We start from the raw sequence: 20,816 nt of genomic DNA, 5'->3' as shown, positions 1-20,816 counted from the left end.
ACGGTTTAATACCGCCTTATAAAAATATTCAAGAAGATCAAAAGGAATACTTCTGACCAAAAAACACATTAATAGATAAGGTTGCTACTTATATTTTACATAAAAGCCCTTCTGGAAACCCCTTCAGAAGACAGCATTAAAATGAGTTGTTTTAACTCCAGGCTGCTACCTAAAAAAAGACGGCTCTTTACATACTGTAATCTATTGGTGTCAGACCTGTTTTTACGCAAATAAATTTCATTTGTTGGGTCGTAAATGTTTACCAGAAAATCAAAATAATCTTCTGATAAAGTATCTTTCAATCTATGATGCAATACATTAACTAAACTACAGGATGATTCTACCAGGGTGAATTTTGCTGCACGGCTGCAAATCTTCTTTAGTTCTTTGATTGTCGTTATTAGCCCAAATGCTTTAAGGAAGCTATTTGCGGCAATGTTTTCTGGTACAATAAAATGGGTCTGCCTGGATAATCCCCTCGCAGCCAGGCGCGAGTGGAGCCAGCGAATATTGTCTCCCGTTTCATGAACCGTATCGATGATAATATAGGGTTTGTCAAAAACCGTCGCGCAAACTAAAAATGCCAGACGATTATCAAAGAAGAAAATCTGTCTATTTTCAGGAGATAATGATATTATCGCCTGACGCATTGCAAAATTTCTGGTAAAAACAAGTACAGCTGTCACTGCTTCTGTCCTTTCGAGCTAATCTCATTTTTAATAAATGATTGTTTTTTGACAACATATACACGTTCCAGAGCATCCTGTTCTATTTTATATGCTTTACCGTCCAGCCTTGAGAATGGATACCTTTCAAAGCCAACGCTGTTAAATGCAAGCTGAATCTTCTTTACCATCGACAGTAAATATGATTTTGAACAGCGTAATCCATTATCATAAAATACATGAATGATAATATCTTCATCATACACAACACCCGTGTCCATTTCAGACAGCAAATATTCGAAAAGTCTGGCTTTAGTGGCTCCAAACCTTTTGATACGCCCATTTTTGATGTTGATTAACGTTCTGGTAGAAAGCCTGTACTCCAGATTTTGAAAAATATTATATCCATATAGAATAACGTCTGAGAAAAAGGGCACGGCCACTCCTTAGAGGTCTATCCATCTCATATCCATGACACTTTTTTTCATATCTTTACAATGAATTGTTGTTCACCAGGTACGAGAAAAATAGTATTTCATTAAAAAAAAGGTGGCAATGAGACAGGTTTATCAAAATAAAATACCAAAATAATAATATTCAAAACATTTATGACTTTAGATGTTAAGTCCTGGGAGATATAAATCTATATGATAATAAAATGTTGCTTTTATTCTCTGTTTTTTAACAATATTTAAACGTCAGAACATTTATCTAATTAAAGTTTCTTTATGGATTTATATAAAATCCAACCAAAAATTATCTTAATTTTCAATGTGTTGTGATTATCGATTAAAGGCGTTAAGCCATATCCTAACCAGGTGGATTTAGGAATAGTCAAAACAGCGCGTAAAATCCGCTTAAAACTCTGGCAACATAAATGAATCTAAATTAACAAATGGTAACCCCGAACAATATTTTGCAACATGGATAGAAAAATAATCTATTCAAATCAGCAGGTTACCTGCATGTGAGCGAGGTCATTATTTCCCCATATCGGTAACCCTCTAAAAATCTCCTGGATCAACATCCAGGACTGAACATATATAAAGGAAAAATGACCATACCTGTGCCACAGCTGTCTGGCGTAGGCAACTATATAGTCAACAGTGTAAACATTTCACGGACTGATATCATTACGCCAGGGTATTAATAATATTTTAATAATCATCTTTAATTGAATGATGATTGAATGCGCGCGCGTAGGGTGAATAAGTGATTAGTTAATCGCTTTGGATTACGTATGGGCTCCCGTTGTATACCCGCCCTTTGTAAAAGGTTATCCGTGCGCTGCTTTACACAAAACAGTTCATTGCATTCAACAAAGTTTCTTTTACTAACATCAAAATAATTGGGGGAGCTTAGTTCTGTATAGGTGAGAACAGGGTGGTTGCCCAATTTAACAAGGGTAACAGTGCATTTTTCGCCATTTCACCCGTCATTATGCGCTGCACGCTGCTGCTTCAGCTAAGCGGAATTCTCGCATGCTTTTCGCCATGTTGCTGACCTGAACCCAGACGGTCTTATGATTTTCTGAGCATAACCGCGCTTTAAAGCATAGGCCGGATCGTAATAACCTTGTCCGCCCTGGATTTTTGAAAAAGGTTTAACACGGTTTCCCTGTGGGGTGTTGTGACTGTAGTTTTTTTTTCAACAACCTTAATGATTTAAATATGTGATGAAATCAATTCACATTTTGCGCTATTTTGTGTGTGGCTATTGCTATAGAGTGAAGTCTTAGGAGGATCTCATGGAGCCAAAACTCGAATTTTCTTTCAGTGTTGATATTGTTGTCGATCGGCCGATCGTTGTTTCTAACTCTCCTGTGACAGGAAAGCGTCAGTTAATACCTATTTTGAGTGGAAAAGTTTCCGGGGGACTAACGGGTGAGGTTCTGCCTGGTGGTGTTGATAGTCAGATCATAGAGCCTAATGGAGTCTGCCGACTTTCTGCAAGGTATGCTTTAAAGGTCTCAGAAGGGACAATTTATATTGAAAATAACGGTATACGCAAAGTGCCAGCAGAGTTTACACATTTGCTTTTTACCGAAGACATGAGTTTTTTCAATCACATTTTACCCTCTGACATTTATTTTAAAACGGTGCCTGTTTTTGAGGTCGATTCGCCTGAACTTGAATGGCTGAGGACATCAATTTTTATCTGTTCTGCAAGCCGTACATCTGATGGTGTAAAGCTAGATTTTTATCGTGTGAGCTGATTTCCGTCTCGTATATTTTTGACTGCTCCCCACCGTAACCTTTATAGCAGTGATGGGACTAAGAATTGACAGGCTCTCCGTGGGATAAACCTGCCCGCCCGGGAGTTTACATATTACCCAGTAGTATTACGTTCTCCCATCACCCGCCTCAGTGCGCCGTTATATAAGGCTCTTTCACAAACTCCGCCAGCAGCCAGACCATATCATGCAACAGCCCGGTGAGTTCTTTCGCCACGCTCGCATGCAACGTCCCGCCCATCACCGCCAGCGTTAACGCCACGGCATAATCCACCTGTAGCGCCGTTTCTTGCCAACATTCCGGCACGCAGGAGGCGATCTTTTCCCCCGCAATGAGCCGTTCAACCAGATACGGCGGAAGTGCCGAGTCACAGCATTCGCGCAGCCGCTTCAGTGTAGCCAGCAGTCGCTCGCAAAGCGTGGCGAATGTCACTGTGTCGTCAGTTTCCACCAGTACGCTTACGTAAGTGGCGCAGGCATCGGCCAGTTCGAAGAGATCCGCAGAGTCGGAAATTGGGTGGTTGATGAGCTGATGAACAGCACTTTCCTCAGAAAGCGCGTAGGAAAATTCAGGGGTAGTCGCCATTTAGCATCCTCTTGGTCCAAACATGTTATGTCATGCTAACGGGTTCCTACGCCCGGTTACGGATGTGCCGCAACGCAGGCACTTTACGGCGGTGAAAAAAGGAAGGAAAGGGGATAACCCTGAATTACATAAGGTTGCTTGCAGGTTTGCGAGGCGGCTTCCAGAAAGGCATTGCCGGGTGGCGGCTACGCCTTACCCGGCCTACAAAACCGCAAACAAGCCAACCAACCCGCGACACGAACCGTAGGCCCGCGCAAGCGCAGCGCCGCCGGGCACAGCCGCACCGTAGCTACCCCTCGCTCATCATCGCCAGAAACCGCTTCACCGTCCGCGAACGTTCAAAGCGCCGCCAGCAGAGCGCGATATCGGTATAAAGCTCCGGTGAGCGCAGCGCATGGTAGGTGACATTCGGCGGCGAAATAGCGGCCATGGATTTCGGCACCAGCGCGAACCCGCCGCCGGCGGAGACCATGCTCAGGGAAGAAGAAAGTTGTGAAGATTGCAGCATGTGCTGCATATCGATTCCGGCCCGCTCGCAGCTGCCGTAAACGCGGTCGTACAGCCCCGGCGCGACCTCCTGCGGGAACAGCACCACCGGCGTATCCCGAAGTTCCTCCAGCGCCAGATCGCCACACGTCGCCAGGGGATGATCGCGATGCAGCGCCACCACCATGGGCTCCCGGTCGAGGATTTTTAATTCGAACACCTTGCTGCTTTCGCACGGCAGGCGCACAAAGGCGATATCCAGCTCACCCTCCGCCAGCATCGTGGTCAGCGACGACATGTTGGCTTCCACCTGATGAACCTGCACCGCCATGTTCTGCACCTGAAACTGGCGGATCAGGGCGAAGATTTTGGGATGGAAAGCGTCGGAGCTGGTGATGCCAATCGACAGGCTGCCGTTCAGCCCGCGCGCGATGCCCCGGGCTTTCTCCAGCGCGGCGTCGCTCAGCGCCAGGATCTTACAGGCGTCCTCATAGAAGGCTTCTCCCGCTTCGGTCAGCTCCACGCCCCGCGTCAGGCGCCTGAACAGCGGCGTGCCCACTTCCTCCTCAAGCCGTTTGATCTGCTGGCTCAGAGGAGGCTGTGAAATACCCAGCGCGTTGGCCGCCCTGGTGAAGTGTCGCTCGCGTGCTACCGCGACAAAATAGCGCAGATAACGAAGTTCCATATCAAAAACGTCTCAAACCAGCATGGATTCTATATTGGAACTCTCTGCTGAATCGGGTCAACATTTATTTAACCTTTATAAATAAAGTTGAAGAGGACGAGCATGATGATGCATTCATCTGCATGCGACTGTGAGGCGAGTTTATGCGAGACCCTGCGCGGGTTCTCGGCTCAACATCCTGACAGCGTGATCTATCAGACATCGCTAATGAGCGCCCTGCTAAGCGGCGTGTACGAAGGAGAGACCACCATCGCCGACCTGCTGGCGCATGGCGATTTTGGCCTCGGCACCTTTAACGAGCTGGACGGCGAAATGATTGCCTTCAGCAGCCAGGTGTACCAGCTGCGCGCCGACGGCAGCGCCCGCGCCGCGAAGCCGGAGCAGAAAACGCCGTTCGCGGTGATGACCTGGTTCCAGCCCCAGTACCGCAAAACCTTTGACGGGCCGGTCAGCCGTCAGCAGATCCACGACGTGATCGACCAGCAGATCCCCTCCGATAACCTGTTCTGCGCGCTGCGCATCGATGGCAACTTCCGCCATGCCCACACCCGCACCGTTCCGCGCCAGACGCCGCCGTACCGGGCGATGACCGACGTGCTGGACGACCAGCCGGTATTCCGCTTTAACCAGCGCGAGGGCGTGCTGGTGGGGTTCCGTACCCCGCAGCATATGCAGGGGATAAACGTGGCGGGCTATCACGAACACTTCATCACCGACGACCGACAGGGCGGCGGCCATCTGCTCGACTACCAGCTGGAAAGCGGCGTACTCACCTTCGGTGAAATTCACAAGCTGATGATTGACCTGCCTGCCGACAGCGCGTTTTTACAGGCCAACCTGCACCCCAGCAACCTTGATGCGGCTATCCGCGCCGTCGAAAACTAACAGGAGAACTACCGTGAACAGTGAGAAACAGTCACGTCAGTGGGCGCACGGCGCCGATATGGTTGTCGGCCAGCTGGAAGCGCAGGGCGTGAAGCAGGTGTTCGGGATACCGGGGGCGAAAATCGACAAGGTTTTTGACTCCCTGCTGGACTCCTCCATTGAGATCATTCCCGTACGCCACGAGGCCAACGCGGCGTTTATGGCGGCGGCAGTGGGGCGGTTGACCGGTAAAGCCGGGGTGGCGCTGGTCACCTCCGGACCGGGCTGTTCGAACCTGATCACCGGCATCGCCACCGCCAACAGCGAAGGCGACCCGGTGGTAGCGCTGGGCGGGGCGGTGAAGCGGGCGGATAAAGCCAAGCTGGTGCATCAGAGCATGGACACCGTCGCGATGTTCAGCCCGGTGACGAAATACGCCGTAGAAGTGAACTCCCCGGACGCGATTGCCGAGGTGGTGTCCAACGCGTTTCGCGCCGCCGAGCACGGCAGGCCGGGCGGGGCGTTTGTCAGCCTGCCGCAGGATATTGTCGACCAGCCCACCACGGGGGCGATCCTGCCCGCGAGCGGTCCCGCGCTGATGGGGCCGGCACCGGAATCCGCCATTAACGATGTGGCGAAGCTTATTGAAAAGGCCAAAAACCCGGTCATCTTACTCGGCCTGATGGCCAGCCAGCCCGCGAACAGCGCCGCGCTGCGCAAGCTGCTGGAGAAAAGCCGTATTCCGGTCACCAGCACCTACCAGGCCGCCGGGGCGGTGAATCAGGAGCACTTCACCCGCTTTGCCGGACGCGTCGGCCTGTTTAACAACCAGGCGGGCGACCGGCTGCTGCATCTGGCGGATCTGATTATCTGCATCGGCTACAGCCCGGTGGAGTACGAGCCAGCTATGTGGAACAGCGGCGATGCCACCCTCGTGCACATTGACGTGCTGCCCGCCTATGAGGAGCGCAGGTATGTTCCCGATCTGGAGCTGGTAGGGGATATCGCCGCCACGCTGAACCTGCTCGCCAGCCGCATTGAGCACAAGCTTGAACTGAGCCAGCGCGCCTCGGAAATTCTGGTCGATCGCCAGCATCAGCGGGACCTCCTCGACCGCCGCGGCGCATCGCTTAACCAGTTTGCCCTGCATCCGCTGCGCATCGTGCGCGCCATGCAGGACATCGTGAACAGCGACGTGACGCTCACCGTCGATATGGGCAGCTTCCACATCTGGATCGCCCGCTACCTCTACAGCTTCCGCGCGCGTCAGGTGATGATCTCCAACGGTCAGCAGACCATGGGCGTGGCGCTGCCGTGGGCGATTGGCGCGTGGCTGGTCAACCCGGGGCGCAAGGTCGTGTCGGTCTCCGGGGACGGCGGCTTTTTGCAGTCGAGCATGGAGCTGGAAACCGCCGTGCGCCTCAACGCCAACGTGCTGCACATCATCTGGGTGGATAACGCCTACAACATGGTGGCGATCCAGGAAGAGAAAAAATACCAGCGTCTCTCCGGCGTGGAGTTCGGCCCGGTCGACTTCAAAGCCTATGCCGACGCGTTCGGCGCAAAAGGTTTTGCCGTCGAGAGTGCCGACGCGCTCGAACCGACGCTGCGTGCGGCAATGGATGTCGATGGCCCGGCCGTGGTGGCCATTCCCGTCGACTACAGCGATAACCCGCTGCTGATGGGCCAGCTCCATCTCAGCCAGATTTTGTGAATCAACATAAGGACAGAGAAATGCAAAAAGTGGCTCTCGTAACCGGCTCCGGCCAGGGGATTGGCAAAGCGATCGCGCTTCGTCTGGTGAAGGATGGTTTTGCCGTCGCTATCGCCGATTACAACGAAGAGACGGCGAAAGCGGTAGCCGATGAAATCACCCGCAGCGGCGGGAAGGCCGTCGCCGTGAAGGTCGACGTCTCTGACCGCGAGCAGGTGTTTGCGGCCGTGGAGAAAGCCCGTACCGAGCTGGGCGGCTTCAACGTCATCGTCAATAACGCCGGGGTTGCGCCGTCTACCCCCATCGAATCCATCACCCCGGAGATTGTCGACAAGGTCTACAACATCAACGTGAAAGGGGTGATCTGGGGCATTCAGGCCGCGATTGACGCGTTTCGCAAAGAGGGGCACGGCGGCAAAATCATCAACGCCTGCTCCCAGGCGGGGCATACCGGTAACCCGGAGCTGGCGGTATACAGTTCAAGCAAGTTCGCGGTACGCGGCCTGACCCAGACGGCCGCGCGGGATCTCGCCCCGCTGGGGATCACCGTTAACGCCTACTGCCCGGGCATCGTTAAAACGCCGATGTGGGCGGAAATTGACCGTCAGGTCTCCGAGGCGGCGGGTAAACCACTCGGCTACGGGACAGAAACCTTTGCCAAACGCATCACGCTTGGCCGTTTGTCCGAGCCGGAAGACGTGGCCGCGTGCGTCTCTTACCTTGCGGGGCCAGACTCCGACTACATGACCGGCCAGTCCCTGCTGATAGACGGCGGGATGGTGTTTAACTAAAAAATAACGATAAGCTCTGACATGAACTTTCCCCTGCTCCCGTGCAGGGGCTTTTTTTTGTCTCCTCAGCCATTGTGGATTACACTGCGCGCTGCAAAACTTTAGTCTTGAGATCTGACAGGCGGTAACAGCGATGAACGGTACAATCACAACGTGGTTTAAAGATAAAGGCTTTGGATTTATCAAAGATGAAAACGGCGACAACCGCTATTTTCATGTGATTAAGGTCGCCAACCCTGATCTGATTAAAAAAGATGCGGCGGTGACCTTCGAGCCAACCACCAACACCAAAGGTCTTTCCGCGTATGCGGTGAAGGTGATCCCGGAGAGCAAGCATCTCTATATCGCGGGCGAGCGCGTGAAGCTCACCTCGATCAAGTCCTTCGTGGTATTCAGCGAGGAAGAGCCCGTTGAGACCAAAATCGACAAAGAGAATGCAGTGCTCTCGGTGGGGCTGCTGATGAACAGCATCAAACCAAAATCCGACAAGAAGCCGGGCGAAATGCGTACGGTGAAGAAGCTGGCGATCACCACCTTCCAGAACACGACGATGATCTTTACCGAAGATGAAATCGACATCGACGCCACGGTAAAACTGCTGAAGTAATCTTATGCCGGGTGGCGGTTCCACGTTACCCGGCCTGCATTTCCTCTCTTTTCGTCCGCTTTTTAACCTGCTATAACACACTCCTTACCTTTCAGGGAGTCATTGCCGTGCCCGAAATCAATCAACATGGTCAAACCGTTAACGATATCGTCCCGGACTGGAAATGCGCCCCCGCGCTGGCCCGCACCGCGCTCGTTGGTCAGTATTGTCGTCTGGAGCCGCTCGATGCCGATCGCCATTCCGCGGATCTGTATGAAGCGTATGCCCTGGGCGACGACAGCGACTGGACGTGGCTTGCCAGCAGCCAGCCCATGAGCGTGGAAGCCACCGCGCACTGGGTGCTCGGCAAAGTGCTGGATGACGATCTGGTGCCCTATGCCGTGATTGATTTGCGCACCGAGCGCGCCGTGGGGCTGGTCTGCTACATGGCGATAGAGCGGTTCCAGGGCTCGGTGGAGATCGGCCATGTGACCTGGTCGCGCAGAATGAAAGGCACCCGCATTGGCACCGAAGCGGTGTGGCTGCTGCTGAAAAATGCCTTCGAGCATAAATACCGTCGGCTGGAGTGGAAGTGCGATTCGATGAACACCGCCTCACGCAACGCGGCGGAGCGGCTGGGGTTTGTCTGGGAAGGACGTCTGCGCCAGAAGCTGGTGCGTAAGGGGCGTAACCGCGACAGCGACATGCTCTCTATTATTGACGGCGAATGGCCGCAGAGGGACGCGGCGCTGCGCGCGTGGCTGGCAGCAGAGAATTTTGACGCGCAAGGGCATCAGATTAAGCGGCTTGAGGCATTTCGCTAGAACGGTATCGCGGGCAGAGCGCAATGCGGCTGCTCTGCCCACGAACGTTATTTCTCGATCATCTGGATAATTTGGTCGCGGTTGATAGCATGTTCATTGCCCGCAACGTCCTCATAGGTAATTAAACCGTTGTCATCATCGACTTCCGGCTTTCCGTGGGTAATAATCATTTCGCCATTTTTCTTTTGTAATACGTAGTCGCTGGAGCACCCTGTAACCGTCAGGGTCATCAGTGCCAGACTCATCACTGCTGCTAAATTTTTCATCTTAATGCCTGTAATTAAAAAGACCACTGGGGCCGAATAAGGTTACTGTCATTCACCTCATAAAAAGGGAGATATCAGTAACACTGTATATATCAAAAACATAAACAGGAGCGTCACAATAACAACGCGACGTTCAAGGGGCGTAACGGCCACTTTAGATCTTTCATCTGGTTTCGTTGACATGATTTTCTCTCATTTAGCCTGCGAGCGTTATACTAAGCCGTGGCCACGCCAGTAATAGCGTGCCAGTGACAAATAAACAGCAAATAGCAGTTCAGGATGATATACCTGCGTAATGACAACGTTATTTATTTTTCCCGAGCGTCAGGTTAAGCGTAAGGCGTCATGAATAGACCTCACGCTATTTAATAAAATATAAAGCGTTTATGATAATTCGCAGCAATAACCCGACTGAACCCTTTCACCCGGGTTTACGCAGCACGTCCGTGTGCTTACAGAATAAAGGTTCCTTCAATCATCAGGCACGCTTTGCCTGAGAGCTCTACGCGTCCGTTGTCCTTAACATGGCAAATCAGTTCGCCTTTACGGCTTCCGCCCTGTTGCGCGCGCAACGTCTTCTTCGACAGTTTTTCGCTCCACAACGGTGCCAGAAAGGTGTGGGCAGAACCCGTCACCGGATCTTCATTTACTCCCACCTGCGGGCCGAACCAGCGGGAGCGAAAATCGAAGGTGCGTGAGGCGGCAGTAACCACCACGCCGCGCGTGTTAAACCTTTCCAGCGCGGAAAAATCAGGCTTCAGCGCATCCAGCCTGTCTTCATCATCAATGACGACGATGAGATCGGACGCCTGCCAGGTTTCTCCGGCGTTTTCCTCCAGCCCTAGCGCCTCAAACAACCCTTCCGGAGCGGTAATGCGGGACGGGATCGCCTGTGGGAAATCCAGCGTGTATTGCTCACCCTCCGAGGTGACGTTCAGCTCGCCGCTGCGGGTGAAAAAACGCACGCTTTCAGAGGCGTGGTCACGGCTTAAGAGAACGCTCGCAGCGGCAAGCGTCGCATGGCCGCAAAGATCCACTTCTACCGCAGGGGTGAACCAGCGAAGCGCGAAGCCGTCGTCCTGCTTAACCACAAACGCGGTCTCGGAAAGATTGTTTTCCGTAGCGATACGCTGGAGAACATGCGCGTCCGGCCAGGCGTCCAGCAGGCAGACGGCCGCGGGATTGCCCGTAAAGGGACCGTCAGAGAAGGCGTCAACCTGGTAAAACGGAATGCGCCGGGGACTGTTATTTTTCACCCATCACCTCAAGATCGTTATAAACCGTATAGCGCGTCACGCCCAGGGCCTGCGCCGCGTGCTGGACGCCACCCCGCATTTTGAAAATGCCTTTCGCATGCATTTCAGCGACTATTTTAAGCCGCTGCGCTTTCTGAACCTTTTTGCCCGGGACCGAATGTTTATCGATGATTTCCTGGATTGACTGCTCGATGATGCCACCCAGGTTCATATCCTGCGGGTCTGAATCGGCAAGCGGGCTGCCCGTAATCGCGTCCAGGCACTTGCGCATTTGCTCGTAAGGAGAGGTATCGATATTGATGCAAAAGGCCATCAACGGTACGCCTTCCTCGCTGTAGTAAATTGTCGAGGCGCTGCTCAGGATCCGTCCGGATGCCGTGACGGTTTTATAATTTTTTACCGTGACCGGGGTGCTGTCTTTGCTGTTTTTAAGCAGTAGGGCAAATCCTTTGTCTTTTTCAGGGCCTGACAAAAGATTGTCACCCGCTTGTCTGCCGCTGACGTGCCCGTTGATGATTTTTACCACGGACCGATCTGGCATGGTTAGGTTGTGCAGGACTATCTCATGATTCGCCGACAACGTACCTGCAAGCGCTTCCATTGCCGCTTCCAGCGGCCCGGAAATCAGTTCAATCTGTTTGGCGTAATCTGATTTCATCGTTGTTCCTTTATGTTTGGCATGGTCAGATGTCGAGCTTAAAACCTCACTGAGCTTAAAGTATATCGATAGTGTTTAATTATCAACAAAAAGTTGATAAATGCGTTGTGAGCATGCAGATTTTATGCCGTATCAGGCGGTCGGTGATCAATTAACGTATTAATATTTAAGGTAAAAAAAAAGCCTCTGATGAAAGAGGCTCAGGGGAGCGTATTCTCAGCGGTTTTGAAGGGCATGACGCGTTTTGCCGTGAGGGCAGGACTTGAAAATGCAGCGGGTTGTGGTCGTACAATACGGATTTTCAGGTTCTCTGTCTCCCGGACAGCTGGACATATTGTGCATTACCCGCCAGAGCGTTGGGCTGTATTTATCAATCTGAATAATGTTCACCGAACGTAGTTGCCCGGAAATAACAAAGCCTTTGTTACTAACCTTAATGTTATCTCCCGGCTTGATAAGATAGTCGCCATTATACCAGAGCAGATATTTATGATTATGTTGTGTAACTATTTTAGTGAAAAACGTTCCAGTAATAGGGCTGACAATCGTCCCTAACGAAATCCATAATTTTGTTGTTTCCACTCATTTACCTTTTTAACAAATATTATACTCTTTGAAAGCAGTTTAGCTACCTCCGTAAAGAGTACATAATAGATATTGCCTATCCATCGGATTAACGCCGATATGCATCGACTAATTCTTCTGTCAAATATATCGGCAATAATTTACATTAATAAAACGTTACGTTGAAATTTTCACAAAAACGTCTTCACGGTGTTGATGCAGGCGAAGGATATAGGGGGAGTCTGATTAATGCTCATCCCAGAGAGACAGCACCTCCTCGACGCTTCTTACCCCATCGCGAAAAAAATTAACATGACGCTTTTCGATATAAAGAATTTCAAGCGTTAACACCAGAAAGAGAAACACAACGAAGCAGATTAAAAGATTTTTGATCATAAAGTGTACCGGACGACGTGATACCTGACGGGATAAAGCTGCCGCTCAGTGTCCTGTTGAATTCGAAAACAGATTTATCACCATCACGCCGGCAATAATAAGGCCTATTCCTGTCAGGGCCGCCATATCCAGCTTTTGACCATAAATAATCCATCCTGCCAGGCTAATCAGTACGATCCCGGCCCCTGACCACACCGCATAAATAATTCCCGTTGGGATTGTTCTCATGGGGATGGTTAATGACCAGAACGCAATGATGTAAAACATCACCGTGATGACGGAGGGCCACAACCGGGTGAAGCTGTCGGATAGTTTTAATGCCGTCGTCGCAATGACTTCAGATGCAATTGATAATAAAAGAAAAAGATAGGTATTCATTCAGCTGCCTGTTTTTTGATACTCCGGTTTCCCAGTTGGGGGGAAAAATATTATCAACAATAAGTTGTAAATTAAACTCAGTGTTTAATTTGTGTGAGCCAGCGCACCTTCTCTGGCCTGAAGGAGGGCAGCCGGAGAATGGCTGAGGGGAGCAATCAGAGGACGGTCACTCGATTGGATATAATTTGACCTAATTTGTCGTTCTGTAAAAAACGTAATAATAAGTAATGGATATTGTCACGCAGCGGGATAATCGGGATAGTGCGCTTCACAGGAAAAAACCACATAAGGAAAATGGTTTATGAAAACGTTCGTTTCTCTTACCGTACTTCTCGGTGTTGCCTCAACTTCTGCTTTTGCCGCGAGCGCGCCTGACTGCGTAAAAGCGGATAATCAGCAAATTGAAGCGCTTTTTGATAAATGGAATGCCTCACTCCAGACGGGAGATGCCCATAAGGTCGCGGAGAATTACCTGAGCGATGCGGTTTTGCTGCCGACCATATCCAATCAGGTCCGGCTGACCGATCAGGAGCGCGTGGATTACTTCCAGGATTTTCTGAAGAAGAAGCCGTTCGGGAAAATTGATAGCCGCACCATTCGTCTCGGCTGCAATAAAGCGATTGATACAGGGACCTACACGTTTACCTTTGCCGATAAAACGTCCGTGACCGCACGTTATACCTTCACCTACGCGTGGGATGGAAAAGCGTGGAAAATTTCATCGCACCACTCTTCAGCGATGCCAGAAGGGTAAATTCTGTCCCCCTCGCCCTGGCGGGGAGAGGGGGAATGTCTTATCGGCGAACCGGCGCGCCGTTCGCCACGTAATACGCCGCCGTGCTCTTCGCCAGCGGCTCGCGCCCGCGAATGGCATCAGCAATTTTCTCACCGATCATAATCGTGGTAGCGTTCAGGTTGCCGGTAATAATCTGCGGCATGATCGACGCATCCACCACGCGTAATCCTTCCAGCCCGTGAACGCGGCCTTCACCGTCAACCACCGCCATCTCGTCGTAGCCCATTTTGCAGGTGCCGCACGGATGGAAGGCGGTTTCAGCATGGTTACGCACGAACTCGTCCAGCTGTTCGTCGGTCTGGCATTCGACGCCCGGGCTGATTTCACGACCACGGTATTTGTCCAGCGCCGGCTGGTGCATGATCTCGCGGGTGATGCGGATCGCGTCGCGGAACTCCTGCCAGTCCTGCTCGTGGGACATATAGTTAAACAGGATCGCCGGATGCTGGTGCGGATCGCGAGATGTAATGCGCACGTGCCCGCGGCTCGGGGAGCGCATGGAGCCGACGTGGCACTGGAAGCCGTGTTCCTTCACCGCGTTCGAGCCGTTGTAGTTAATCGCCACCGGCAGGAAGTGGTACTGAATGTTCGGCCACGCGAACTCCTCGCGGCTGCGGATAAATCCGCCCGCTTCGAAGTGGTTGCTCGCACCTACGCCGGTGCCGCCAAACAGCCACTCCGCGCCAATCTTCGGCTGGTTCCACCATTGCAGGGCAGGGTAGAGGGAAACCGGCTCCTTACATTCATACTGGAGGTACATCTCCAGGTGATCCTGCAAGTTTTCCCCCACGCCGGGTAAATCATGCACCAGCGGGATATCGAACTGCTTCAGCAGCTCAGCGTTGCCCACGCCGGAACGCTGGAGGATCTGCGGAGACGCAATGGCGCCTGCGCACAGGAGAACTTCTTTATTCGCCGTCGCTTTTGACGGAATGGTGCTTTCGCCTTCCAGCCACTCAACGCCCGCCGCGCGCTTGCCGTCAAAAATAATGTGATCGGTCATGGCGTGGGTACGGATGGTCAGGTTAGGACGCGGTTTTGCCTGGTCCAGATAGCCGCGCGCGGTGCTGGCGCGTCGGCCCTGCGGCGTGACTGTGCGGTCCATCGGGCCGAAGCCTTCCTGCTGGTAGCCGTTGAGATCGTCGGTGCGCGGATAGCCCGCCTGCACGCCTGCTTCCACCATTGCTTCAAACAGCGGGTTTACGCCCGGCTTAGAGGTGGTGACGCTCACCGGACCGTCGCCGCCGTGGTAGTCGTTCGGTCCCACATCGCGGGTCTCTGCCTTGCGGTAGTAGGGCAGACAGTTGAGGTAGCTCCAGTGCTCCAGACCCGGTTCTTTCGCCCAGTTGTCCAGATCCATCGCGTTGCCGCGCACGTAGCACATGCCGTTGATCAGCGACGAGCCGCCCAGCCCTTTTCCGCGTCCGCACTCCATGCGGCGGTTGTTCATGAAAGGCTCTGGTTCGGTTTCATACGCCCAGTTGTAGCGCTTGCCCTGGAGCGGGAAGGCCAGCGCGGCGGGCATCTGGGTGCGGAAATCAAAGCGGTAGTCCGGCCCGCCCGCCTCAAGCAGCAGGACGGTGGTGTTCGGATCTTCAGTCAATCGTGTAGCCAGTACGTTGCCGGCAGAGCCGGCCCCGATAATGATGTAGTCAAATTGCAAATAAACCTCCCGGTTAAAATATGGACTGGAATTTACCCATCTCAACCTGGATGGACTTCACCTGGGTGTAGCTCTGAAGCGTCATCACGCCGTTTTCGCGGCCAATGCCGGAGTGCTTGTAGCCGCCAACCGGCATCTCCGCGGCGGATTCACCCCAGGTGTTGATCCAGCAGATGCCCGCTTCGAGTTGATGAATCGCGCCGTGCGCGCGGTTCAGATCGGCAGTGACGATGCCCGCCGCCAGACCGTAGTCGGTGTCGTTGGCGCGGCGAATGGCTTCTTCATCGCTTTCATAGGTGAGGATGGACATCACCGGGCCGAAGATCTCTTCGCGCACGATGGTCATCTCGTCGGTGCAGTCGGTGAACACGGTCGGGGCTACCCACGCGCCGTTATCAAACCCGTCGCCCTTCAGCACGTCGCCGCCGCACAGCACGCGCGCGCCTTCCTCTTTACCTTTGGCGATGTAGCGCATCACGCTGTCGCGGTGCGGGAAGCTGACCATCGGGCCAAAGTTGGTGCTTTCATCGAACAGATCGCCCGCGCGGATGCGACCCACGCGCTCAACGATTTTCTGCTCAAATGCGGCCTTATATTTTGCAGGCACGAACACGCGGGTGCCGTTGGTGCACACCTGTCCGGAACTGAAGAAGTTGGCCATCATGGCGATGTCTGCGGCGAGATCCAGATCCGCATCGTCAAACACTATCAGCGGAGATTTGCCGCCCAGCTCCATCGTCACCTCTTTAAGGGACGAGGCTGCGGAGTTAGCCATCACCTTTTTGCCGCTGGCGACGCCGCCGGTGAAGGAGACTTTGGCAATGCCCGGATGCTCGGTCAGGTACTGGCCGGTTTCCGCGCCCACGCCCGGCAGGACGTTAAACACGCCGTCCGGCAGGCCCGCCTCGGTGTAGATTTCCGCCAGTTTCAGGGCGGTGAGCGGGGTCACTTCGCTCGGCTTGAAGATCATCGCGTTGCCCGCCGCGAGCGCCGGGGCGGATTTCCACAGGGCGATCTGGATCGGGTAGTTCCACGCGCCGATGCCCGCCACCACGCCCAGCGGCTCGCGGCGCGTATAGACAAATGAGGTGTCGCGCAGCGGGATCTGGCTGCCTTCCAGCGCCGGGATCAGCCCCGCGTAGTACTCCAGCACGTCCGCACCGGTGACGATGTCGACGGTCGAGGTTTCAGAAAACGCCTTACCGGTGTCGAGGGTTTCAAGCTTCGCCAGCGCGTCGTTGCGCTCGCGCAGGATATCGACGGCGCGACGCAGGATGCGCGAGCGCTCCATGGCGGTCATCGCCGCCCAGATTTTTTGCCCGCGCGTTGCGCTCTCTACGGCGCGGTCCACGTCTTCACGCCCGGCGGCCTGCACGCTCGCCAGAACTTCACCGTTGGCCGGGTTGATGGTCTCGAAGGTGCGACCGCTGGTGGCGGATGTATAACCACCATTTATATAAAGCTGCTGTTCTGCCATTCGGGACATGCTTCCTCCTCGGTTATTCGGTCGGTAAATGCTGGCTGATAAAGTGGCTGGTGAGCGATTGCGCGAGGGTTTTGTCCAGCGGTTTGCCGCTCAGCGCGGCGCGCAGCCACAGCCCGTCAATCAGCGCGGCGAGCCCGTAGCCCGCCTCTTCAGCCTGTTCACGCGGCAGCTCGCGGCGGAACTCGTACACCAGGTTTGAGAGCAACCGGCGGCTGCTGACCTGCTGCAAACGGTAGAGCATCGGCTGATGCATGCTGCTCGCCCAGAAGGCCAGCCAGGCCTTCATCGCCGCGCCGCTAATCTGGGTTTCATCAAAATTGCCGCCGACAATCGCCTGCAAACGCTGCTCCGCGCTGCCGTTCGGCAGGGCGCGTAAGCGGCTTAATACCGCGTCGCGCAGCTGGCCGGTGATGTCGCGCATGGTCGCTTCCAGCAGGCCGTTTTTATCTTTGAAATAGTGGCTGATGATCCCCGTGGACACGCCCGCCCGACGGGCGATCTGCGCGATGGTTGCGTCATGCATTCCCACTTCATTGATTGCTTCCAGCGTGGCGTCGATAAGCTGCCTGCGCCGGATCGGCTGCATCCCCACTTTGGGCATTTTTGCCACTCCATTCATCAGCGTTGGTAATCTATTAAAGCGGTTTTTGATTGGACGTTCAATATAAAATGTGTCTTAATTGTTGCGATTTTGGATTTCAATAGTTACAAAAACAGTGGGGATACTGGATGACAGACCTTTCACAAGACAGAGAAAAAGACAAAATCAACCCGGTCGTTTTTTACACGTCCGCCGGGCTGATTTTGTTGTTTTCCCTGACGACCATTTTCTTTAGCGATTTTTCTGCCGAGTGGATTGGCCGCACCCTGAACTGGGTGTCGAAGACCTTCGGCTGGTACTACCTGCTGGCGGCGACGCTCTATATCGTCTTCGTGGTCTGCATTGCCTGCTCGCGCTTTGGCTCGGTGAAGCTCGGGCCAGAGCAGTCCAAGCCCGAGTTCAGCCTGCTGAGCTGGGCGGCAATGCTGTTTGCCGCGGGCATCGGCATCGACCTGATGTTCTTCTCGGTAGCCGAACCGGTCACACAGTATATGCAGCCGCCGGAAGGGGCGGGGCAGACGATGGAGGCCGCGCGACAGGCGATGGTCTGGACGCTGTTCCACTACGGCCTGACAGGATGGTCGATGTATGCCCTGATGGGGATGGCGCTCGGATACTTTAGCTATCGTTATAATTTGCCCCTCACCATCCGCTCCGCGCTGTACCCGATTTTCGGGAAAAGAATTAACGGCCCGATTGGCCACAGCGTCGATATCGCGGCGGTCATTGGCACCATCTTCGGCATCGCGACGACGCTCGGCATTGGCGTGGTCCAGCTCAACTATGGGCTGAGCGTGCTGTTTGATATCCCGGATTCAATGGCGGCGAAAGCGGCGCTGATTGCACTCTCGGTGATTATCGCCACCATTTCGGTGACTTCCGGCGTGGATAAGGGCATTCGCGTGCTCTCTGAGCTGAACGTGGCGCTGGCGCTGGGTCTGATCCTGTTCGTGCTGTTTATGGGCGACACGTCGTTCCTGCTCAACGCTCTGGTACTGAACGTGGGCGATTACGTGAACCGCTTCATGGGCATGACGCTGAACAGCTTCGCCTTTGACCGCCCGGTGGAGTGGATGAACAACTGGACCCTGTTCTTCTGGGCGTGGTGGGTCGCATGGTCGCCGTTTGTTGGCCTGTTCCTGGCGCGTATTTCGCGCGGGCGCACCATTCGTCAGTTTGTGATGGGCACCCTGATCATCCCGTTCACCTTTACCCTGCTGTGGCTGTCGATTTTCGGCAACAGCGCGCTGCACGAGATCATCCACGGCAACGCAACCTTTGCCCAGGAAGCGATGGCGCACCCGGAGCGCGGCTTCTACAGCCTGCTGGCGCAGTATCCGGCGTTTACCTTTAGCGCCTCGGTAGCGACCATTACCGGCCTGCTGTTTTACGTCACCTCGGCGGACTCCGGCGCGCTGGTGCTGGGGAACTTCACCTCAAAGCTGAAGGACATCAACAGCGACGCGCCGAACTGGCTGCGCATCTTCTGGTCGGTCGCCATCGGCCTGCTGACGCTCGGCATGCTGATGACCAACGGCATTTCGGCGTTGCAGAACACCACGGTGATCATGGGCCTGCCGTTCAGCTTTGTGATCTTCTTCGTGATGGCCGGGCTGTATAAATCGCTCAAGGTAGAAGACTACCGCCGCGAAAGCGCCAGCCGCGACACCGCGCCGCGGCCGATGGGCGCCCAGGACCGGCTGAGCTGGAAGAAGCGCCTGTCGCGCCTGATGAACTACCCGGGCACGCGCTACACCAGCCAGATGATGGAAACCGTCTGCTTCCCGGCGATGGAAGAGGTGGCGCAGGAGCTGAAGCTGCGCGGTGCGTACGTGGAGCTGAAAAACCTGCCGCCGGAGGAGGGCGAAACCCTGGGGCACCTGGATCTGCTGGTGCACATGGGCGACGAGCAGAACTTTGTCTATCAGATCTGGCCGCAGCAGTACTCGGTGCCTGGGTTTACCTACCGGGCGCGCAGCGGGAAATCAACCTACTACCGGCTGGAGACGTTCCTGCTGGAAGGGAGCCAGGGGAATGATTTGATGGATTACAGCAAGGAGCAGGTGATTACGGACATTCTGGACCAGTATGAACGGCACCTGAACTTTATTCATCTGCACAGGGAAGCGCCGGGGAATAGCGTGATGTTCCCGGATGTTTAAGTAATGACAAACTCCTTTAATTAAAAATCCAGCCATTTTTTTGCCGGGTGGCGCTGCGCTTACCCGGCCTACAAAAACTCCAAAACTGCTTTTCCGTAGGCCTGATAAGCGAAGCGCCATCAGGCACGCTCTTCATTGACATAACTTTAATGATAACCATTTTCATTTAAATATAGCCTGTGCTATACCTTATAGCACGGGCTAATTTTGCTTTGAATTTAACCACCTCAGGAGACTTCTGCGATGCACCCACTGCAAGGATTAAAGCGTCTGTTGCTCGGCGCGCTGCTCACGGCTACGACCAGTACGGGCGCGCTGGCGGCTGAAAAGTTCCAGGTCATCACCACCTTTACCGTCATTGCGGATATGGCGAAAAACGTGGCGGGGGATGCCGCAGACGTCACCTCCATCACCAAGCCGGGCGCTGAAATCCACGAGTACCAGCCGACGCCGGGCGATATCAAGCGCGCGCAAAAGGCGCAGCTAATTCTGGCGAACGGCATGAACCTGGAGCTGTGGTTCCAGCGTTTTTATCAGCATCTGAACGGCGTGCCGGAGGTGATTGTCACCCAGGGCATTACGCCGATGGGCATCAGCGAGGGGCCGTACGACGGCAAGCCCAACCCGCACGCGTGGATGTCGCCGGACAACGCGCTGATTTACGTCGATAACATCCGCGACGCGCTGGTGAAGTACGACCCGGCGAATGCGCAGACGTATCAGCGCAACGCCGAAGCCTACAAGCAGAAGATCGTCGCGACCCTCGAACCGCTGCGCAAGCAGGTGGCGGCTATACCGGAAGACAAGCGCTGGATGGTGACCAGCGAGGGCGCCTTCTCCTATCTGGCGCGGGATCTGGGCATGAAGGAACTTTACCTGTGGCCGATCAACGCCGATCGGCAGGGGACGCCGCAGCAGGTGCGCAAGGTGATCGATCTGGTGAAGCAACATCGCATCCCGGCGGTATTCAGCGAAAGCACGGTTTCCGATAAGCCGGCGCGTCAGGTGGCGCGGGAAACCGGCGCCCACTACGGCGGCGTGCTGTACGTCGACTCCCTGAGCGCGGAAAACGGCCCGGTGCCGACCTATATCGACCTGCTGAACGTGACCACCCGCACGCTGGTGCAGGGCATTCGCGACGGCATGAAGGAGTGAC

21 protein-coding genes are annotated in these 20,816 nt (G+C 54.0%); 9 read left to right on the top strand and 12 right to left on the bottom strand.

Going from position 1 to position 20,816, the window contains the following annotated elements; translation table 11 throughout:
• Positions 1-95: 95 nt before the first annotated feature.
• Together N5C09_RS04865 and N5C09_RS04860 are read right to left on the bottom strand one after the other, a co-directional pair.
• The gene (locus tag N5C09_RS04865; RefSeq protein ID WP_279748564.1) at positions 96-686 is read right to left on the bottom strand and encodes a hypothetical protein; all 591 of its coding nucleotides are present in this window, start codon (positions 684-686) and stop codon (positions 96-98) included.
• Positions 683-1,102, bottom strand: coding sequence for a hypothetical protein (locus N5C09_RS04860; protein WP_107534865.1), 420 nt, complete (start codon positions 1,100-1,102; stop codon positions 683-685). The genes N5C09_RS04865 and N5C09_RS04860 overlap by 4 nt, the downstream gene beginning before the upstream one ends.
• A 1,310-nt stretch (positions 1,103-2,412) precedes the next feature.
• On the opposite strand from N5C09_RS04860, the gene N5C09_RS04855 reads away from it, so the two are divergent.
• Positions 2,413-2,880, top strand: coding sequence for a DUF3237 domain-containing protein (locus N5C09_RS04855; protein ID WP_107534866.1), 468 nt, complete (start codon positions 2,413-2,415; stop codon positions 2,878-2,880).
• A 148-nt stretch (positions 2,881-3,028) separates the two neighbouring features.
• Here N5C09_RS04855 and N5C09_RS04850 read toward each other — a convergent pair whose 3' ends face one another.
• A complete protein-coding gene (locus N5C09_RS04850; RefSeq protein ID WP_279748562.1) occupies positions 3,029-3,484 on the bottom strand; it encodes a hypothetical protein in 456 nt (151 codons plus the stop codon).
• 289 nt (positions 3,485-3,773) lie between these two features.
• Entirely contained in the window at positions 3,774-4,655 is an 882-nt protein-coding gene (locus tag N5C09_RS04845; protein WP_107534868.1) for a LysR family transcriptional regulator, read from the bottom strand.
• Between the two features lie 105 nt (positions 4,656-4,760).
• Between N5C09_RS04845 and budA the strand changes: the two genes are divergently transcribed.
• From budA to N5C09_RS04820, 5 genes are all read left to right on the top strand, one after another.
• Positions 4,761-5,540: an acetolactate decarboxylase gene (budA, locus tag N5C09_RS04840; protein WP_028012263.1), complete on the top strand. Its 780-nt coding sequence runs from the start codon at positions 4,761-4,763 to the stop codon at positions 5,538-5,540.
• Between the two features lie 13 nt (positions 5,541-5,553).
• Positions 5,554-7,233, top strand: a complete 1,680-nt coding sequence (alsS, locus tag N5C09_RS04835; RefSeq protein ID WP_279748561.1) for an acetolactate synthase AlsS — start codon at positions 5,554-5,556, stop codon at positions 7,231-7,233.
• A 20-nt stretch (positions 7,234-7,253) separates the two neighbouring features.
• Positions 7,254-8,024 (top strand): (S)-acetoin forming diacetyl reductase, encoded by a 771-nt coding sequence (locus N5C09_RS04830; protein ID WP_045631532.1) that lies wholly within the window; start codon positions 7,254-7,256, stop codon positions 8,022-8,024.
• A gap of 133 nt (positions 8,025-8,157) precedes the next feature.
• A complete protein-coding gene (locus tag N5C09_RS04825) occupies positions 8,158-8,631 on the top strand; it encodes a cold shock domain-containing protein (protein ID WP_045260739.1) in 474 nt (157 codons plus the stop codon).
• A gap of 107 nt (positions 8,632-8,738) precedes the next feature.
• Positions 8,739-9,434 (top strand): GNAT family protein, encoded by a 696-nt coding sequence (locus N5C09_RS04820; RefSeq protein WP_279748560.1) that lies wholly within the window; start codon positions 8,739-8,741, stop codon positions 9,432-9,434.
• A gap of 47 nt (positions 9,435-9,481) precedes the next feature.
• Here the strand turns inward: N5C09_RS04820 and N5C09_RS04815 are convergent, their stop codons facing one another.
• The 5 genes from N5C09_RS04815 to N5C09_RS04795 all read right to left on the bottom strand — a co-directional run bounded on the left by N5C09_RS04815 (position 9,482) and on the right by N5C09_RS04795 (position 12,952).
• The gene (locus tag N5C09_RS04815) at positions 9,482-9,700 is read right to left on the bottom strand and encodes a YgdI/YgdR family lipoprotein (RefSeq protein WP_107534873.1); all 219 of its coding nucleotides are present in this window, start codon (positions 9,698-9,700) and stop codon (positions 9,482-9,484) included.
• Between the two features lie 452 nt (positions 9,701-10,152).
• The gene (locus N5C09_RS04810; protein WP_279748558.1) at positions 10,153-10,956 is read right to left on the bottom strand and encodes a PhzF family phenazine biosynthesis protein; all 804 of its coding nucleotides are present in this window, start codon (positions 10,954-10,956) and stop codon (positions 10,153-10,155) included.
• Positions 10,946-11,614 carry a helix-turn-helix transcriptional regulator gene (locus tag N5C09_RS04805; protein ID WP_203465782.1) on the bottom strand — a complete coding sequence of 223 codons (669 nt, stop codon included), beginning with the start codon at positions 11,612-11,614 and terminating at the stop codon, positions 10,946-10,948. The genes N5C09_RS04810 and N5C09_RS04805 overlap by 11 nt, the downstream gene beginning before the upstream one ends.
• 216 nt (positions 11,615-11,830) lie before the next feature.
• Positions 11,831-12,196, bottom strand: a complete 366-nt coding sequence (locus N5C09_RS04800) for a hypothetical protein (protein ID WP_129741670.1) — start codon at positions 12,194-12,196, stop codon at positions 11,831-11,833.
• Between the two features lie 423 nt (positions 12,197-12,619).
• Complete coding sequence (locus tag N5C09_RS04795; RefSeq protein WP_112792653.1) at positions 12,620-12,952, bottom strand: SMR family transporter; 333 nt, start codon at positions 12,950-12,952, stop codon at positions 12,620-12,622.
• 301 nt (positions 12,953-13,253) lie between these two features.
• On the opposite strand from N5C09_RS04795, the gene N5C09_RS04790 reads away from it, so the two are divergent.
• The gene (locus N5C09_RS04790) at positions 13,254-13,706 is read left to right on the top strand and encodes an SgcJ/EcaC family oxidoreductase (protein WP_063866013.1); all 453 of its coding nucleotides are present in this window, start codon (positions 13,254-13,256) and stop codon (positions 13,704-13,706) included.
• 40 nt (positions 13,707-13,746) lie between these two features.
• Here N5C09_RS04790 and betA read toward each other — a convergent pair whose 3' ends face one another.
• The 3 genes from betA to betI are packed head-to-tail and all read right to left on the bottom strand — an operon-like array spanning position 13,747 to position 17,498.
• On the bottom strand, positions 13,747-15,411 hold the full coding sequence (betA, locus tag N5C09_RS04785) for a choline dehydrogenase (RefSeq protein ID WP_193036162.1): 1,665 nt from the start codon (positions 15,409-15,411) through the stop codon (positions 13,747-13,749).
• A 13-nt stretch (positions 15,412-15,424) separates the two neighbouring features.
• Complete coding sequence (gene betB, locus N5C09_RS04780; RefSeq protein ID WP_112792650.1) at positions 15,425-16,897, bottom strand: betaine-aldehyde dehydrogenase; 1,473 nt, start codon at positions 16,895-16,897, stop codon at positions 15,425-15,427.
• Positions 16,898-16,910: 13 nt separating this feature from the next.
• On the bottom strand, positions 16,911-17,498 hold the full coding sequence (betI, locus tag N5C09_RS04775; protein WP_232948820.1) for a transcriptional regulator BetI: 588 nt from the start codon (positions 17,496-17,498) through the stop codon (positions 16,911-16,913).
• A 128-nt stretch (positions 17,499-17,626) separates the two neighbouring features.
• On the opposite strand from betI, the gene betT reads away from it, so the two are divergent.
• Positions 17,627-19,660, top strand: coding sequence for a choline BCCT transporter BetT (betT, locus tag N5C09_RS04770; RefSeq protein ID WP_063866018.1), 2,034 nt, complete (start codon positions 17,627-17,629; stop codon positions 19,658-19,660).
• 243 nt (positions 19,661-19,903) lie between these two features.
• On the top strand, positions 19,904-20,815 hold the full coding sequence (locus tag N5C09_RS04765) for a metal ABC transporter substrate-binding protein (RefSeq protein WP_279748556.1): 912 nt from the start codon (positions 19,904-19,906) through the stop codon (positions 20,813-20,815).
• Position 20,816 lies beyond the last annotated feature (1 nt).

Origin of the sequence: Enterobacter sp. GD03975 (genome assembly GCF_029838645.1) — a bacterium.
GTDB classification, from domain to species: Bacteria; Pseudomonadota; Gammaproteobacteria; order Enterobacterales; family Enterobacteriaceae; genus Enterobacter; species Enterobacter quasihormaechei.
This window is presented reverse-complemented; position numbering and strand designations above follow the sequence as displayed.

Excerpts from the sequence above, each read along its gene's own strand:
- N5C09_RS04855 (WP_107534866.1), top strand. The coding sequence starts at position 2,413 with ATGGAGCCAAAACTCGAATTTTCTTTCAGTGTTGATATTGTTGTCGAT.
- N5C09_RS04850 (WP_279748562.1), bottom strand. The coding sequence starts at position 3,484 with ATGGCGACTACCCCTGAATTTTCCTACGCGCTTTCTGAGGAAAGTGCT.
- N5C09_RS04845 (WP_107534868.1), bottom strand. The coding sequence starts at position 4,655 with ATGGAACTTCGTTATCTGCGCTATTTTGTCGCGGTAGCACGCGAGCGA.
- budA (WP_028012263.1), top strand. The coding sequence starts at position 4,761 with ATGATGCATTCATCTGCATGCGACTGTGAGGCGAGTTTATGCGAGACC.
- N5C09_RS04830 (WP_045631532.1), top strand. The coding sequence starts at position 7,254 with ATGCAAAAAGTGGCTCTCGTAACCGGCTCCGGCCAGGGGATTGGCAAA.
- N5C09_RS04825 (WP_045260739.1), top strand. The coding sequence starts at position 8,158 with ATGAACGGTACAATCACAACGTGGTTTAAAGATAAAGGCTTTGGATTT.
- N5C09_RS04815 (WP_107534873.1), bottom strand. The coding sequence starts at position 9,700 with ATGAAAAATTTAGCAGCAGTGATGAGTCTGGCACTGATGACCCTGACG.
- N5C09_RS04805 (WP_203465782.1), bottom strand. The coding sequence starts at position 11,614 with ATGAAATCAGATTACGCCAAACAGATTGAACTGATTTCCGGGCCGCTG.
- N5C09_RS04795 (WP_112792653.1), bottom strand. The coding sequence starts at position 12,952 with ATGAATACCTATCTTTTTCTTTTATTATCAATTGCATCTGAAGTCATT.
- N5C09_RS04790 (WP_063866013.1), top strand. The coding sequence starts at position 13,254 with ATGAAAACGTTCGTTTCTCTTACCGTACTTCTCGGTGTTGCCTCAACT.
- betB (WP_112792650.1), bottom strand. The coding sequence starts at position 16,897 with ATGTCCCGAATGGCAGAACAGCAGCTTTATATAAATGGTGGTTATACA.
- betI (WP_232948820.1), bottom strand. The coding sequence starts at position 17,498 with ATGCCCAAAGTGGGGATGCAGCCGATCCGGCGCAGGCAGCTTATCGAC.
- betT (WP_063866018.1), top strand. The coding sequence starts at position 17,627 with ATGACAGACCTTTCACAAGACAGAGAAAAAGACAAAATCAACCCGGTC.
- N5C09_RS04765 (WP_279748556.1), top strand. The coding sequence starts at position 19,904 with ATGCACCCACTGCAAGGATTAAAGCGTCTGTTGCTCGGCGCGCTGCTC.